The organism is Actinocatenispora thailandica (assembly GCF_016865425.1).
Classification (GTDB): domain Bacteria; phylum Actinomycetota; class Actinomycetes; order Mycobacteriales; family Micromonosporaceae; genus Actinocatenispora; species Actinocatenispora thailandica.
This window is the reverse complement of sequence record NZ_AP023355.1, coordinates 6,519,881-6,533,803: the sequence shown is the minus strand read 5'-3', so window position 1 is coordinate 6,533,803 and position 13,923 is coordinate 6,519,881. Positions and strand designations below refer to the sequence as shown.

The window sequence follows — 13,923 nt, the reverse complement described above, 5'->3', positions numbered from 1 at the left end:
CGCGATGGAACCGTTGTTGCGGGTACGCGACCTGCGGGTCCGGTTCGGCACCCGGCGCGGCGGAGTGCCGGCGGTGGACGGCGTCTCCTTCGACGTGTACCCCGGGGAGACGGTGGCGGTCGTCGGCGAGTCGGGCAGCGGCAAGAGCGTCACGATGCAGGCGGTCATGGGGCTGCTGCCGCGCGGCGCGCAGGTCTCCGGCTCGATCACCTACCGCGGCACCGAACTGGTCGGCCGGCCGCTGTCGGTGACCCGGGCGCTGTGTGGCGACGAACTGGCGATGATCTTCCAGGACCCGCTGTCGTCGCTCAACCCGGTGTTCCGGGTCGGCCGGCAGATCACCGAGGCGCTGGTACGCCGCCGCGGCATGTCCCGGGCCGCCGCCCGGGACCGTGCCGTCGAGCTGATGACCCGGGTCGGGATCCCGGCACCGGAACTGCGCGTCGACGAGTACCCGCACCAGTTCTCCGGCGGGATGCGGCAGCGCGCGATGATCGCGATGGCGCTGGCGATGTCGCCGCGGCTGCTGATCGCCGACGAGCCCACCACCGCGCTGGACGTGACCGTGCAGGCGCAGATCATGCGGCTGCTGGCCTCGTTGCGCGAGTCCGAGGGGATGGCGCTGGCGCTGATCACGCACGACCTGGGCGTGGTCGCCGACGCCGCCGACCGGGTGGCGCTGATGTACGCCGGGCGGGTCGTGGAGGCCGGCCCGACCCGGGAGGTGTACGAGCACTGCCGCCACCCGTACACCGAGGGGCTGCTCGCCTCGGTGCCGGACGACGCCGGGGCCGACCGGCTGGTACCGATCCCGGGCCAGCCGCCGAACCCGGCGTCGCTGCCCGCCGGCTGCGCGTTCCACCCGCGCTGCCGGTACGCGATCGAGCCGTGCCGCCGCACGGCGCCGGCACTGTCCGAGCTGGACGGCCATTCGGCCGCCTGCCACCGCAGCGAGGAGGTCGGCGGATGACCCGGCGAACCGGACCGGCCGACCCGGCCGTCCCCGGCGGTGGCGGCACCGGTTCCGCCGTCGATGGTGTCGCGGCCACGCCCGCGGTCGCCCCGGCCGTGGCCGGTGCCGCGACGCCGGCCGAGCCGGCCCTGTTGTCGGTGCGCGACCTGGTGACGAGCTTCCCGATCCGGTCGACGCTGCTGCGCCGGGTGACCGGCCGGATCGAGGCGGTCGCCGGCGTCTCCTTCGACCTGCCGGCCGGGCAGACCCTCGGCATCGTCGGCGAGTCGGGCTCCGGCAAGTCGACCCTGGCCCGGACGATCGTCGGCCTGGCCCGGGCCACGGCCGGTTCGGTGCTGTTCGGCGGCACCGACCTGGCCGCGGCGCCGGCGGACGAGGTGCGGCGCCGGCGGCGGGACATCCAGATGATCTTCCAGGACCCGTACACGTCGCTCAACCCGGGCCGCACCGTGCGCCAGCTCGTCACCGAGGCCTGGCAGGTCCACCCCGACGTGGTGCCGCGCCGCCGCTGGGCGGCCGAACTCGGCGAGCTGCTGGAACGCGTCGGGCTCGACCCGGACCACGCCGACCGGTACCCGCACCAGTTCTCCGGCGGGCAGCGCCAGCGGATCGGTATCGCCCGCGCGCTGGCGCTGCGGCCCCGCCTGGTGATCTGCGACGAACCGGTGTCCGCGCTGGACGTGTCGATCCAGGCGCAGGTGCTCAACCTGCTCCGTGACCTGCAGCGCGACCTCGGGCTGACGTACCTGTTCATCTCGCACGACCTGTCCGTGGTGCGGCACGTCGCGGACCGGGTCGCGGTGCTCTACCTCGGCCGGGTCGTGGAGGAGGCGCCCACCGCGGAGATCTTCGCCGCGCCGGCCCACCCGTACACCCGGGCGTTGCTGTCCGCGGTGCCCCGGCTGCGGCCGTGGCGGGAGGTGGCGCCGGAACCGGTCGTGCTCGCCGGCGACCTCCCGTCGCCGGCGAACCCGCCGTCCGGCTGCCGCTTCCGTACCCGCTGCGCGCAGGCCGCGGAGGTGTGCGCCGCCGAGGTCCCGGACCTGGTGCCCCGCGGTACCCACCCGGTCGCCTGCCATCTCGTGCCGCGCTGATTCACGGTGTCGCGGCGCGGCAACGGGCCGCTGCCCGGCCCGGCGCTGCCCTGCCCCGCGCTGCTCGGCCTGGCGCTGCCCTGCCCCGCGCTGCTCGGCCTGGCGCTGCCCGGCCCGGCAGGTGCGGCCCGGCCTGGCGCGCCGCGGTGCGGCCCGACCTGGTGCGGCACCGCTAGGTGCGCCGCGGTGCGGTGCGGTGCGCCGCGGTGCGGTGCGTGCGGGACACTCGACCCAGCCGCGCCGAGCGGCGCGGGCAACAGACGAGGGGAGCGGTCATGGCAGTGGGGCGACTGCGGGCGGTGGCGATCGACTGTGCCGAGCCCGAGGAGCTGGCGGAGTTCTGGGCGGCGCTGACCGGCGGCAAGGTGGCGTTCCGGTCGCCGCAGTTCTGCGCCGTGGACGCCGACGGCAGCTGGCTGAGCACCGTCCGGGTGGCCGACTACGCCCCGCCGACCTGGCCGGACGGGCCGGCGCCCAAGCAACTCCACTTCGAGGTTTCGGTGACCGACCTGGACGCCGCCGAGGCGGCCGCGCTGGAACTGGGTGCGCGCAAGGCGAACGCGCAACCGGCGCCGGACCGCTGGCGGGTCTTCCTCGACCCGGCCGGCCACCCGTTCTGCCTCACCACCCAGATCCCAGACTGAGCCCACCGCGCCCGCGCGGCCAGCGCGGGGCGGGCTCGGGGCGCATGATGGGCGGATGAGTGCGCGGGTGACGTTGCGGCCGATGACCCCGGCCGAGTTCGACACGTACCTCGGCCGTTCGGTCCGGGGGTACGCGCAGGAGAAGGTGCGGGCCGGCGAGTTCGCCCCCGAACGGGCCGACGAGCAGGCCCGCGCCGAGTTCGCGCTGCTGCTGCCGGAGGGCGTGCGGACAAACGGGATGCTGCTGTTCACCGCGGTCGACGGGTCCGAGCCGGTCGGCATGCTGTGGCTGGCGCTGCCGTCCGCCCGCCGCCGCCAGGCCTGGGTGTACGAGCTGTGGGTGGCGCCCACCGCCCGGTCCCGCGGCTACGGCCGGGCGATCATGCGGGCCGGCGAACGGGAACTGGCCGCCCGCGGTGTCAGTGAGGTCGGGCTGAACGTGTTCGGCGACAACACCACCGCCATCGGCCTGTACGAGAGCCTCGGCTACGCGGTGGTGTCGCAGCAGATGACCAAGCAGGTCGGCGGCACCTGACCCGGACCCGACCCCGGATCGTGCGGCCACGGAGTGTGACGGTTGCCGCAGTTGCGCCACCTCGGCGGGCCGCGTTCGTTCTACTCCACGGGCCGACAGCGGCGTCGGCCCCACCATAGACCTTGTTCCCCCGCCGCGAGGCGCCCCCGGTCACGACAGCGGCCGGGGGCGCCTCTCTGCCGGCGGCAGGTCAGCGCACGGCCCGCTCGACGCCGTGTTCGCGGCGGCCGAGGAACTCCGGATCCGGCTGCATCACCATGCTGTAGATCGCCTTCACGTCGGCGAGCTGCTCGCGGACCCAGTTGCGCGGGTACGCGTCCCAGCGGTGCTGGCCGGTGTCGCCGACGCCGTCCGCGTCGATGCCGACCGACCGGCACAGCGCCGTCGCCCGCGGAACGTGGAAATCCTGCGAGACGACCAGCGCCCGGTGTACGCCGAAGATCCGCTTCGCCCGCGCGCACGACTGGTACGTGTCGAAGCCGGCGTAGTCGGTGACGATCCGGTCCATCGGCACCCCGTGATCGACCAGCCAGGCGCGCATCACGTCCGGCTCGTCGTACCCCCACCGGCGGTGGTCGCCGGTGACGAGCAGGGCGCGCACCTTGCCCGCCACGAACAGCCGGCGGGCCAGCTCCAGCCGGCCCGTCAGGAACGGTGACGGGGTGTCGTCCTGGTACACCTCGGCACCGAACACCAGCGCCACCGGCGCGCTCGGCGCCGCCGCGACCGAGTAGTAGAGGTGGCCGTGCGCGCGGAGGTGCACCCAGCCGACCGCGCCGCCGAGCAGCACGGCCACCAGCGCCACCCCGGCGAGACCCGTCGCCAGCAGCCGCCGCGGCCGCAGCCAGCGACGGAGCGGAGCGGGCAGTCTCGACATCATGGCCTCACTATGCCCGTACCGGGCAACGGCATCCCGCTGGTGCCGGCCGGCCCTCCGTGCCTGCGGCCGCGCCGGTTCCGGGCCACGCCGCGGCGGTTCCGGCCCGCGCTGCACGGCGGTGCCACCCGTGTGGCGGGGCGGTTCCGGCCCGCGGTGCCCGGCCCAGGGCCCGCCCATGGTCCACATCACAGCCCAAAACGACCGGCTGACCTGCAAGGACGCGGGTGGTAGCGACGTATGATCGGGGCTGCACAGGGCCCGGGTCAACGGGTGGGGAAGCGACAGCCAGCCGGCGTTCGCTCCCGAGCCGGCTTCGACCTGACGGGCGCGCTGAGGGTGGGTTAGCGCGTCGATCGACGTCGTCGCATCGTCCTCGGAGGAGTCGAAGTGCCCGCCCTGGGTGCCTATCGTGCGCTGTTCGCTGCCACCGGTCCGCGGTTGCCGGTGCTGTCCTTCCTTGCCCGGCTGCCCAACGCGATGGGCCCGCTCGGCGTGCTCACCCTGCTGGTCGCCACCACCGGGTCGTACTCGGCGGCGGGCATCGCGACCGCCGCGCTCGGGCTCGGCGCCGCGTTCGGTGGTCCTGCGGTCGGTGCCCTCGCCGACCGGTACGGGCAGCGCCGGGTCGGGCTGCTCGCCGCGCTGGTGGACGCCGCCGGGTACGCCGGGCTGGTCGCCGCCGCGCTGCTGCACGGTCCGACCCCGCTGGTCACCGGCCTCGCCACCATCGCCGGCCTGGCCACCCCGCAGGTCGGCCCGTTCATGCGGGTCCGCTGGGTGCACCTGCTCGGTGCCCGCGGCGAGCTGGTGCCGACCGCCTTCTCGTACGAGGGTGCGGTCGACGAGACGTCGTTCGTGGCCGGCCCCGCGCTGGTCGGGCTGTGCGCGCTGGTGTTCCCGCCGGCCGTGCCGCTGCTGATCGCGGCGGCGCTGCTGGTGGTGGCGGGGCTGGCGTTCGCGCTGCACCCGACCGCGCCGACGCCGGCGGGAGCCTCCGGCGGCGCCGCACCGCGGGGCCGGTTGCCGCGCCGGCCGGTGCTCGGACTGGTCCTCGCGATGGCGGCGCTCGGCGCGATCTTCGGCGGCACCCAGACCGGCATCACCGCGCTCGCCGGTGCGATCGGCCGCCCCGGCTCGGCCGGGCTGATCTACGCCGTGCTCGGCGTCGGCAGCGCCACCGCCGGCCTCGCGACCGCCTGGCTGCCGGCCCGGTTCCGTTACCCCGCAAGGTATCTGGTGTTCGCCGCGGCACTCGCGGTGGCGGTCACCGCGCTGCTTGCCATCTCCGGCCCGGCCGGCGCCGTCGCCGCGATGGCGGTCCTCGGCCTGCTGGTCGCCCCGTACCTGATCACCGTGTACGCGCTGGCCGAACGGATCGCACCGCCCGGCCGCACCGCGACGGTGCTGACCCTGCTCGCCGCCGGCATCGTCGCCGGGGTCGCGCTCGGCGCCGGCCTCGCCGGTACCCTCGCCGACCGGTACGGCTACCCCGGTGCGTTCGGCGTGCCGGTCGCCGCCGGGGTGTTCGCGCTGCTGCTGGCCGCCGGCACGCACCGCCGACTGGCCCGCGCCATCGCGGCGCCGGCGCCGGCCGCGACCCGACCCGACCCGGTACCCGCCCGCTGACCTGCCGCGCCGATCGGGGCGCCGGGCCCGGCCGGTGCGTCGTGCAGGGCGCCGCTCCGATCAGCGCACGCCGTTAGCCGGGGCGCCACGGGGTGCGGGTCAGTCGTCGAGGGGGAGTTCCAGCGGGTCGAGCGGGCGCGGCGCGGCCGGCGCCGGGCTGGAGATGGTGTCGACGGCGGTGGGCGCGGTGAGCCGGCCGGCCGCCTCGGTCATGTGTCGCTCGACGACCGTGAGGAGGCCCGGTTCGTCCCGCGCCGCGATGGCGTCGATGATCTCGGCGTGCGAGTCCGGCATGTCGGCGCGGACCCGGAACTCGCGGTCCAGCGAGTAGGTGCAGAGCCGGGTCTCGATCAGCAGGGTGGCGATGGTGGCGGACAGCCGCGCGCTGCCGGCGGCGTCCACCAGCGCCTGGTGGAACTCGATGTCGGTGTCGCCGACGGCGTGCGCGTCGCGGCGCTTGTTCGCCCGGGCCATCCGTTGGTGCACCTTGCTCAGGGTGCGCACGGTGCGGTCGACGACGTTGTCTCGCAACACGACCCGGCAGGCGGCGCCTTCGACGGCGGTACGGGCGAGGTAGACGTCGGCGACCGCGGCGGCGTCCATGCTGACCACGGCGAGCCCGCGGCGCCGGGTGGTGGTGAGCAGCCGTTCCTGCACCAGCCGCTGGGCCGCCTCGCGCAGCGGGCCGCGGCTGACGCCGAGCTGCTCGGCCAGTTCCGCCTCGCCGAGCGGGGCGCCGGCCGGCAGGGTGCCCTCGAAGATGGCCTGCCGGAGCCGGGCCGCGATCAGGTCCACAGTGGACTCGCGGGGACAGGGGTGATCTTCTGCGCGCGGCCCGACCGAAGCGGCGTTGCGGGGCGAATAGGGCGACGCGAAGAATTCGCCACTGCTACGCACCTCCTGGGTCTGGGCATGGCCGGCCGGCGACACGCCGTGGGGTTACCGGAACCCTATTTGGGGTACCCACGCTCCGCCAGAGGCGACCCGGCCGGTTGGCCGTAGCTCACACGGCGGACCGGACCGCTCACCCGGCGAGACGGTACAACGCAGTTCGCCAACATGTTGCAGACTATCGACGATCCTAATGTCAACAAACATACGAGCGGTGCTAGCGTTCAGCACCGAACTCCGGGCCGAGAGTCGGCCCGCCATGCCCGGACCTCGACGCGGCCCCGAGCGGGTCGCGCGGTCCGATGCCTGAGGAGGTTGAGGTCCGTGACGGACAACAGTCAGTGGTCTCGTCGTACGCTCCTTCGCTCCGCCGCGGTCGGTGGCGGGCTGCTCACCGTGCCGGGCCTGCTGGCCGCGTGCTCGCGCACCCAGACCGGCACGGGCGCCAGCAAGGAGGACACACTCAGCAAGATCAAGAGTTCCAAGACGGTGACGATCGGTTTCGCCGGTGAGCAGCCGTACGGGTTCAAGAAGGGCGGTGAGTTGACCGGCGAAGCGCCGACGCTGCACAAGAAGATCTTCGGCGAGCTCGGCATCACCAACGTCAAGGGCGTGCTGGTGCAGAACTTCGACGCGCTCATTCCCGGCCTGACCGCCGGCCACTTCGACGTCATCTCGGCAGGCATGTCGATCACGCCGGAGCGGTGCAAGAAGGTGCTGTTCTCCGAGCCGGAGTTCACCGGTGCCACCGCACTGATGGTCAAGAAGGGCAACCCCAAGAAGTTGTCCGCACTCAAGTCGGTGGCCACTTCTGGCGCCACCCTGGGTGTGCTGACCGCCGCGGTGGAGAAAGGCTACGCCCAGGCGTACGGGGTGTCCGACTCGAAGATCAAGTCGTACGGCAGCCAGCAGGACGCGCTGGACGCCATGCTCAACGGCCAGATCGACGCGATCGCACTGACCGACATCTCGCTGCACTGGCTCGCACACCTCAACGCGGGCAAGCCGGTCGAGGTGCTGGCGTCGTTCGTGCCGGTCGTCAAGGGCACCAAGCAGACCAGTGCCGGCGGTGCCGTGTTCCGTAAGTCCGACACCAGTCTGCAGGCGGCGTTCAACAAGAAGCTGAAGGCGATCACCTCGAACGAGTCGGAGTACCTGAGCCTGCTCAAGCCCTTCGGTTTCGGCAAGAACAACGTGCCGCCGGCGAGCCTGACCACGTCCAAGCTCTGCGCCGGCTGACGGTCCGAGAGAGACGCCCCCATGGATAAGGTTCTGCACGCGGTCTTCGGATCCTGGGACCAGATCCTCTCCGGTCTGGGCTACACGATCCTGGCCACCGTGCTCGGTGCGCTGCTTGCGCTGATCCTCGCGTTCATCCTGGGACTCGGGTCCCGAGCCCGCAACGTGGTGGTGCGCGGCGTGGTGCGCGCGGTGGTGGAGTTCTTCCGCGGTACCTCGCTCTTCGTTCAGTTGTTCTGGTTCTACTACGCCATGCCGGAGCTGGGTTTCGGCTTCGCTCCGGTCCAGATCGGCTCGTTCATCATCCCGAGCGGCGTGTTCGCGGGAGTGGTCGCCTTCGGGCTGAACTTCGGTGCGTACGGCGCCGAGGTGGTGCGGGGTGCGATCAACGCGGTGCCGAAGGCGCAGTGGGAGGGCGCCACGGCGCTGAACATGTCGCCGTTCCAGCGGATGCGGCTGGTCATCCTGCCGCAGGCCTGGGTAGGGATGATCCCACCGTTCAACAACCTGCTCATCCAGTTGCTGAAGTCCACCCCGCTGCTGTCGCTGGTGCTCGTTGCCGACCTGACGGCGGTGTTCCAGCAGATCCGGGACGACACGGCGAACACGTTGGCCACGTTCTTCGTGCTGATGCTGATCTACTTCGTCATCGCCTACGTGTTCACGCTGCTGATGAACGCCCTGGAGACGGTGGCCTCGGCCAAGCTCGGCCGCGGTCGCGGGCTGCGCGCGGTGTTCCGGATCCGGGCGGCCGACACTTCAGTGGACATCGGTAAGGGGGTGCGGTGACGATGTTCGATACCTCCAATCTCGGCGAGATCCTGCCGCTGCTGCTGGTGGGGTTCTTCCGCTACACGCTGACCGCCACCCTGATCGGTACCGGGATCGGCGTGGTGTTCGGCCTGGTCCTGGCGATCCTGCGCCGGATGCACACCCGGTGGGTCCGGGTGCCGGTGCGGGCTTTCGTGGAGTTCGTCCGCAGCACCCCGTTGATGGTGCAGTTGCTGTTCGCGACGGGTGTCGGCTTCGTGGCCCGGCCACTCGGCCCGTTCCTGGTCGGCTCCATCGTGCTCGGCATCCACTACGCCACCTACATGTCGGAGGTGTACCGGGCGGGCATCGACGGTGTGCCGAAGGGGCAGTGGGAAGCCGCCGTGGCGCTGTCGATGTCGCGGCGCCGCACCTGGCAGGCGGTGGTCCTGCCGCAGGCGGTGCGCAACGTGCTGCCGGCACTGGGTAACTACGCCATCTCGATGTTCAAGGACACGCCGTACCTGTCGGTGATTGCGGTGCCGGAAATGGTGCGAGTGGCCGAGGAGTACGGTGGCGAGCACTTCGCCTACACCGGCACGTTCACGCTGGCGGCGATCCTCTTCCTGCTGGCCAGCTACCCGACCTCGATCCTGGTACGAAAGCTGGAGACGCGCCTTGGACACTGACGACACCTCTGCTGTGGAAAGCCGGGTGACCCGGCTGCCGGAGGGCACCCCGATGGTGCAGTTCGACAAGGTGGTGAAGCAGTTCGGCACCAATGTCGTCCTCGATCACCTGGACTTCTCCGTCGCCCAGGGCGAGCGGGTCACGTTGATCGGGCCGTCCGGGTCGGGGAAGACCACGATCCTGCGGCTGCTGATGACGCTGGAGAAGATCAACGGCGGTGTCATCTACGTCGAGGGCGAGCCGCTGTCGCACATGATGCGCGGGGGCCAGCTCGTTCCGGCAAGCGAGCGCTACCTGGGCACCGTGCGCAAGAAGATCGGCATGGTCTTCCAGCAGTTCAACCTGTTCCCGAACATGAAGGTGCTGGACAACGTCACCGAGGCGCCGATCCACGTGCTCGGACTGCCGAGGGACGAAGCGGTGGAGCGGGCGAAACAGCTGCTGGACATGGTGGGCCTCGGCGACCGGGTCGACCAGCACCCGACCTCGCTGTCCGGCGGTCAGCAGCAGCGGGTGGCGATCGCCCGGGCGCTTGCCATGCAGCCCGACGTGCTGCTGCTGGACGAGGTCACCTCGGCGCTCGACCCGGAACTCGTCGCCGACGTGCTCAACGTGCTGCGCGACATCGCCCAGACGACGACCATCACGATGCTGATCGTCACGCACGAGATGCAGTTCGCCCGGGACGTGTCCAACCGGATCCTGATGTTCGACAAGGGCCGGATCGTGGAGGAGGGCCCGCCGGACAAGATCTTCTCGAACCCGGAGAACGAGCGCACCCAGACGTTCCTGCGCGCCGTCCTCGAAGAGCGCTGACCGGTCGGGGTTCCGCCGCCGGCCAGCGGCAGCGGAACCCCGTCGGAGTCGAGATCGCCCCGCCACGGCGGGGCGATCTGCCGTTCATGGGATCATCGAGACGACCGCTTCGACGGTCCCCGGAACGGTTCGCGGAGGTGCCCGGTGATCCGCCGCCTGTCGGACGCCTGGTCCGCCCGGCTCGGCCTGCTGCTACGCCAGGCGTGGGGGCGACTGCTCCGGCTGTCCGGCCCGCGCACCCGGCGAGCGCTGGTGCTGGTTCGGCGCGCGGTGGGCGAGTTCGCCGAGGACCGCTGCCCGCAGCTGGCCGCCGCCATCGCGTTCCACGTCCTGCTGTCGGTGTTTCCGCTGGCCATCGTGGTGCTGTCGACGTTCGGCCTGGTCGCCGACGAGGCGCACGTCCGGGACACGGTGATCGGTACGGTCACCGCCTACGTGCCGCTGACCGCGGACGGGCAGCGTGGCCTCGCCGCGCTGCTGGCGCAGTTGCAGGGCGGGTCGGCCGCGCTGGGACTGCTCGGCCTGCTCGGCGTGGTGATCGCCGCCTCCGGAATGATGGGCGCGCTGCGTACCGCGCTCACCCTCGCCTGGGACGCGCCGGCGCCCCGGGGGTTCCTGCACGGCAAGCTGGTCGACGTGCTGCTGGTCGCCGCCACCGGCCCGGTGCTGCTGGCGTCGTTCGTGCTGACCGTGGTGGACCGGCTGACCAGCCGGGCCGGGCAGTCACCGGAGGTGCTCGGCCGGCTCGTCGGTGCGGCGGGCTGGCTGCTCGGGCTGCTGGCGCCGATGGCGCTCACCTTCGTCGTGTTCGTGCTGCTGTTCCGGATCGTGCCGGCCACCCGGACCCGGGTGGCCGACGTCTGGCCGGGAGCCCTGTTCGGCACGGTGCTGTTCGAGGCGCTGAAGGACGGGTTCGCCGTCTACCTGGCCAACTTCGCCCACTACAACGCCATCTACGGGGTGCTCGGCGCGGCGGCGGCGTTCATCTTCTTCGTGTACCTGTCGGCGAACGTGCTGCTGCTGGCGGCCGAGGTCGCCTCCGAGCATGCGCAGCGGGCACCGGCCGCCCGGCGCTGATCCTGCCTGGTCACCACTCCGCGAGCGAGCCGTCGGGATGGCGCCAGAGCGGGTTGCGCCAGCCGGCGTCGCGGCCGTCGGCGGCGCGGACGGCGGCCTCGTCGAGCGTCACGCCGAGGCCGGGCGTCTCGGTGCGCTGCGCGTACCCGTCGACGAACCGGAACGGGGTCGGGTCGGCGACGTAGTCGAGCAGGTCGTTGCCGGTGTTGTAGTGGATGCCCATGGACTGTTCCTGGATCAGCACGTTGGGCGTGGCGAAGTCGACCTGCAGCGACGCGGCGAGCGCCACCGGCCCGAGCGGGCAGTGCGGGGCGAGCGGCACGTCGAAGGTCTCGGCGAGCGCGCCGATCCGGCGTACCTCGGAGATGCCGCCGGCATGCGACAGGTCCGGCTGGGCGACGGCGATCCCGGCGGTCAGCGCGGGCAGGAAGTCGGTACGGGAGTAGAGCCGTTCCCCGGTCGCGATCGGCACCGGGCCAGCGGTCAACCGGGACAGCTGGTGGCCGTACTCCGGGGGGAGTGGTTCCTCGACGAACAGCGGGTGCAGGTCGGCGATCGCGGCGATGGCCCGGGGCGCGGTGGGCCAGGCGACCCGGCCGTGGAAGTCGACGGCGACGTCCCGGTCGGCCCCGAGTACGGCGCGGGCGGCGGCGACCCGGTCCACCAGGCCGGCGAGGTCGGCGGCGGTGGCGGCCCGGCCGATCCGGCCGAACCCGTTCATCTTGACGGCGGTGAAGCCGGCGGCGACGGCGGCGCCGACCGAGTCGGTGATCTCAGCCGGCTCGTCGCCGCCGACCCAGGTGTACATCCGCACCCGGTCCCGCACCGGGCCGCCGAGCAGCGCGTACACCGGGACCCCGTACGCCTGGCCGGCGATGTCCCAGAGCGCCTGGTCGAGGCCGGCGACGGCGCTGGACAGGACCGGCCCACCGCGGTAGAAGCCGCCCTTGGTCAGCACCTGCCAGTGGTCCTCGATGCGCAGCGGGTCGGCGCCGAGCAGGTGTTCGGCGGCGACCTCGACGGCGGCGCGAACCACCTCGGCGCGGCCCTCGACGACCGGCTCGCCCCAGCCGACCAGCCCGTCGTCGGTCTCCACCCGGCAGAACAGCCAGCGCGGCGGTACCTGGAACGTCTCGATCCGTGCGATCCTCATCCGCGCTCCGCTCGGTCCGGGGTCAGCGCCGCGGCGTGCTGGTTGGCCGCGGCGAGCAGGTCGTACATCGCCGTCTCGGCGCCGTCCGGGTCGCCGGCCCGGATCGCGTCGAGTACCGGCCGGTGGGTGGGGACCGGGTCGGGCGCGGATCCGCCGTGTACCAGCCGGTCCCGCTCGGCGAGGGCGCGTTCCACCACGACCTCCAGCCGGCCGAGCAGCTCGTTGTGCGTGCAGGCCAGCAGGGCCCGGTGGAACCGCAGGTCGGCGGCGACCGCGGCGTCGGCGTCCGTGGCACCGTCCATCTCGGACAGCGCCGCGTCGAGTTCGGCCAGGTCGGCGTCGGTGCGCCGGGTCGCGGCGAGCCGGGCGGCCGGCGGCTCCAGCAGGGTACGCACCTCGGCCAGGTCGCCGAGGAACCGCGTCCAGGTCGGCGCGGGCGCGGCGAACTGCCAGCGCATCACGTCACCGTCGAGCAGGTTCCAGGCCTGCCGCGGCCGGACGAACGTGCCGCGCTTCTGCCGCGCGCCGACCAGTCCCTTGGCGGACAGCACCTTCAGCGCCTCGCGCAGCGCGGTACGGGACACGTCGAGTTCGGCCTCCAGCGCCGGGATGTCGAGCGTGGCGCCCTCGGCGAGCCGGCCGGACAGGATGCGGTGCGCGAGCAGCTCGACGGTCTGGCCGTGCAGCCCGCGGCCCGGGTACTCGTTCACGCGGACGCCTTCGTGATGGACCAGCCGCCGTCGACCGGGACCGCGGCGCCGGTCACGTACGAGGCCTCGGGGGAGGCGAGGAACGCGATGACGGCGGCGACCTCGGCGGGGTCGCCGAACCGTTTCGCGGCGGTGGCCTCGACGCTGCGGGCCCGATCGGGTTCGGGCACGCCGTCCCAGGCGGCGGTCAGGATCGGGCCGGGCAGCACGCTGTTGACCCGGACCTCCGGGCCGTACTCGACGGCGAGTTGCCGGCACAGCGCGGTCAGCCCGCCCTTCGCCGCCGCGTACGCCGGGTGGCCGGGCAGGCCGATCAGGGCGTGCACCGACGAGGTGACGACGACCGCGCCGCGCCGCGCGCGCAGGTCCGGCAGGAAGGTACGGACGGCGAGGTAGCTGCCGGTGAGGCAGACGGCGAGCTGCCGGTCCCAGCTGTCCCGGCCGGTCTCGTGCAGCGGCCGGGCCGGGTCGAAGAACGCGTTGCTGACCAGCACGTCGACCGGCCCGTACCGGTGCGCGACGGCGGCGACGCGGTCCCAGTCGGCGTCGCTGGCGACGTCCGCGGCGACGAAGGTGGCCTGCCCGCCGGCCGCCTCGATCTCCGCGGCGACCTGCGCACCGGTGTCGTCGATGTCGGCGAGCACCACCCGGGCGCCCTCGGCGGCGAGCCGGCGGGCGGTGGTGGCGCCGATGCCGCGGGCCGCGCCGGTCAGCACCGCCAGCCGGCCCGCGAATCTCCCCGGCGCGGTCGTCTCTGCTGCCATGCCCGCCACTCTAGGTTAAGTCTTTTTTTATGAATACATCTTGACAGGCATGTCACACCCTGGTGATGCTCGGAGCCATCC

General features: G+C 72.8%; 15 protein-coding genes. 10 read left to right on the top strand and 5 right to left on the bottom strand.

All coding sequences use genetic code 11. The features are described 5' to 3' along the window. Window positions 1-4: 4 nt before the first annotated feature. The 4 genes from Athai_RS29385 to Athai_RS29370 all read left to right on the top strand — a co-directional run bounded on the left by Athai_RS29385 (window position 5) and on the right by Athai_RS29370 (window position 3,246). Window positions 5-970 carry an ABC transporter ATP-binding protein gene (locus Athai_RS29385; RefSeq protein WP_203964482.1) on the top strand — a complete coding sequence of 322 codons (966 nt, stop codon included), beginning with the start codon at window positions 5-7 and terminating at the stop codon, window positions 968-970. Then, complete coding sequence (locus Athai_RS29380; protein WP_203964481.1) at window positions 967-2,067, top strand: ABC transporter ATP-binding protein; 1,101 nt, start codon at window positions 967-969, stop codon at window positions 2,065-2,067. The genes Athai_RS29385 and Athai_RS29380 overlap by 4 nt, the downstream gene beginning before the upstream one ends. 275 nt (window positions 2,068-2,342) lie before the next feature. After that, complete coding sequence (locus Athai_RS29375; protein WP_203964480.1) at window positions 2,343-2,711, top strand: VOC family protein; 369 nt, start codon at window positions 2,343-2,345, stop codon at window positions 2,709-2,711. Window positions 2,712-2,766: 55 nt separating this feature from the next. Next, the gene (locus Athai_RS29370) at window positions 2,767-3,246 is read left to right on the top strand and encodes a GNAT family N-acetyltransferase (protein WP_203964479.1); all 480 of its coding nucleotides are present in this window, start codon (window positions 2,767-2,769) and stop codon (window positions 3,244-3,246) included. Window positions 3,247-3,436: 190 nt separating this feature from the next. Here Athai_RS29370 and Athai_RS29365 read toward each other — a convergent pair whose 3' ends face one another. Next, complete coding sequence (locus Athai_RS29365; RefSeq protein ID WP_203964478.1) at window positions 3,437-4,126, bottom strand: SanA/YdcF family protein; 690 nt, start codon at window positions 4,124-4,126, stop codon at window positions 3,437-3,439. A gap of 387 nt (window positions 4,127-4,513) precedes the next feature. Here Athai_RS29365 and Athai_RS29360 point away from each other — a divergent pair, with 387 nt between their 5' ends. Continuing rightward, window positions 4,514-5,752 (top strand): MFS transporter, encoded by a 1,239-nt coding sequence (locus Athai_RS29360; protein WP_203964477.1) that lies wholly within the window; start codon window positions 4,514-4,516, stop codon window positions 5,750-5,752. A 99-nt stretch (window positions 5,753-5,851) separates the two neighbouring features. Here Athai_RS29360 and Athai_RS29355 read toward each other — a convergent pair whose 3' ends face one another. Further along, window positions 5,852-6,649: a GntR family transcriptional regulator gene (locus tag Athai_RS29355; protein ID WP_203964476.1), complete on the bottom strand. Its 798-nt coding sequence runs from the start codon at window positions 6,647-6,649 to the stop codon at window positions 5,852-5,854. Between the two features lie 318 nt (window positions 6,650-6,967). Between Athai_RS29355 and ehuB the strand changes: the two genes are divergently transcribed. The 5 genes from ehuB to Athai_RS29330 all read left to right on the top strand — a co-directional run bounded on the left by ehuB (window position 6,968) and on the right by Athai_RS29330 (window position 11,215). After that, entirely contained in the window at window positions 6,968-7,882 is a 915-nt protein-coding gene (ehuB, locus tag Athai_RS29350) for an ectoine/hydroxyectoine ABC transporter substrate-binding protein EhuB (RefSeq protein WP_239157242.1), read from the top strand. A 21-nt stretch (window positions 7,883-7,903) separates the two neighbouring features. After that, the gene (locus Athai_RS29345; RefSeq protein WP_203964474.1) at window positions 7,904-8,671 is read left to right on the top strand and encodes an amino acid ABC transporter permease; all 768 of its coding nucleotides are present in this window, start codon (window positions 7,904-7,906) and stop codon (window positions 8,669-8,671) included. 2 nt (window positions 8,672-8,673) lie between these two features. Beyond that, on the top strand, window positions 8,674-9,321 hold the full coding sequence (gene ehuD / locus Athai_RS29340) for an ectoine/hydroxyectoine ABC transporter permease subunit EhuD (RefSeq protein WP_203966435.1): 648 nt from the start codon (window positions 8,674-8,676) through the stop codon (window positions 9,319-9,321). Continuing rightward, window positions 9,311-10,138, top strand: a complete 828-nt coding sequence (gene ehuA / locus Athai_RS29335; RefSeq protein WP_275422592.1) for an ectoine/hydroxyectoine ABC transporter ATP-binding protein EhuA — start codon at window positions 9,311-9,313, stop codon at window positions 10,136-10,138. The genes ehuD and ehuA overlap by 11 nt, the downstream gene beginning before the upstream one ends. 144 nt (window positions 10,139-10,282) lie before the next feature. Beyond that, window positions 10,283-11,215, top strand: a complete 933-nt coding sequence (locus Athai_RS29330; RefSeq protein WP_203964473.1) for a YihY/virulence factor BrkB family protein — start codon at window positions 10,283-10,285, stop codon at window positions 11,213-11,215. A 10-nt stretch (window positions 11,216-11,225) separates the two neighbouring features. On the opposite strand, the gene dgoD is transcribed toward Athai_RS29330, so the two are convergent. From dgoD to Athai_RS29315, 3 genes are read right to left on the bottom strand one after another with little or no spacing between them, the layout of a single operon-like run. Next, entirely contained in the window at window positions 11,226-12,368 is a 1,143-nt protein-coding gene (dgoD, locus tag Athai_RS29325; protein ID WP_203964472.1) for a galactonate dehydratase, read from the bottom strand. Next, complete coding sequence (locus Athai_RS29320; protein WP_203964471.1) at window positions 12,365-13,078, bottom strand: FadR/GntR family transcriptional regulator; 714 nt, start codon at window positions 13,076-13,078, stop codon at window positions 12,365-12,367. Before Athai_RS29320 ends, dgoD begins: the two co-directional genes overlap by 4 nt. Beyond that, window positions 13,075-13,842, bottom strand: coding sequence for an SDR family NAD(P)-dependent oxidoreductase (locus Athai_RS29315; protein WP_203964470.1), 768 nt, complete (start codon window positions 13,840-13,842; stop codon window positions 13,075-13,077). Before Athai_RS29315 ends, Athai_RS29320 begins: the two co-directional genes overlap by 4 nt. Window positions 13,843-13,923: the final 81 nt, after the last annotated feature.

Coding starts and splice junctions, on each gene's coding strand:
- dgoD (WP_203964472.1), bottom strand. CDS start 12,368: ATGAGGATCGCACGGATCGAGACGTTCCAGGTACCGCCGCGCTGGCTG.
- Athai_RS29370 (WP_203964479.1), top strand. CDS start 2,767: ATGAGTGCGCGGGTGACGTTGCGGCCGATGACCCCGGCCGAGTTCGAC.
- Athai_RS29365 (WP_203964478.1), bottom strand. CDS start 4,126: ATGATGTCGAGACTGCCCGCTCCGCTCCGTCGCTGGCTGCGGCCGCGG.
- ehuD (WP_203966435.1), top strand. CDS start 8,674: ATGTTCGATACCTCCAATCTCGGCGAGATCCTGCCGCTGCTGCTGGTG.
- Athai_RS29345 (WP_203964474.1), top strand. CDS start 7,904: ATGGATAAGGTTCTGCACGCGGTCTTCGGATCCTGGGACCAGATCCTC.
- Athai_RS29380 (WP_203964481.1), top strand. CDS start 967: ATGACCCGGCGAACCGGACCGGCCGACCCGGCCGTCCCCGGCGGTGGC.
- Athai_RS29375 (WP_203964480.1), top strand. CDS start 2,343: ATGGCAGTGGGGCGACTGCGGGCGGTGGCGATCGACTGTGCCGAGCCC.
- Athai_RS29315 (WP_203964470.1), bottom strand. CDS start 13,842: ATGGCAGCAGAGACGACCGCGCCGGGGAGATTCGCGGGCCGGCTGGCG.
- Athai_RS29385 (WP_203964482.1), top strand. CDS start 5: ATGGAACCGTTGTTGCGGGTACGCGACCTGCGGGTCCGGTTCGGCACC.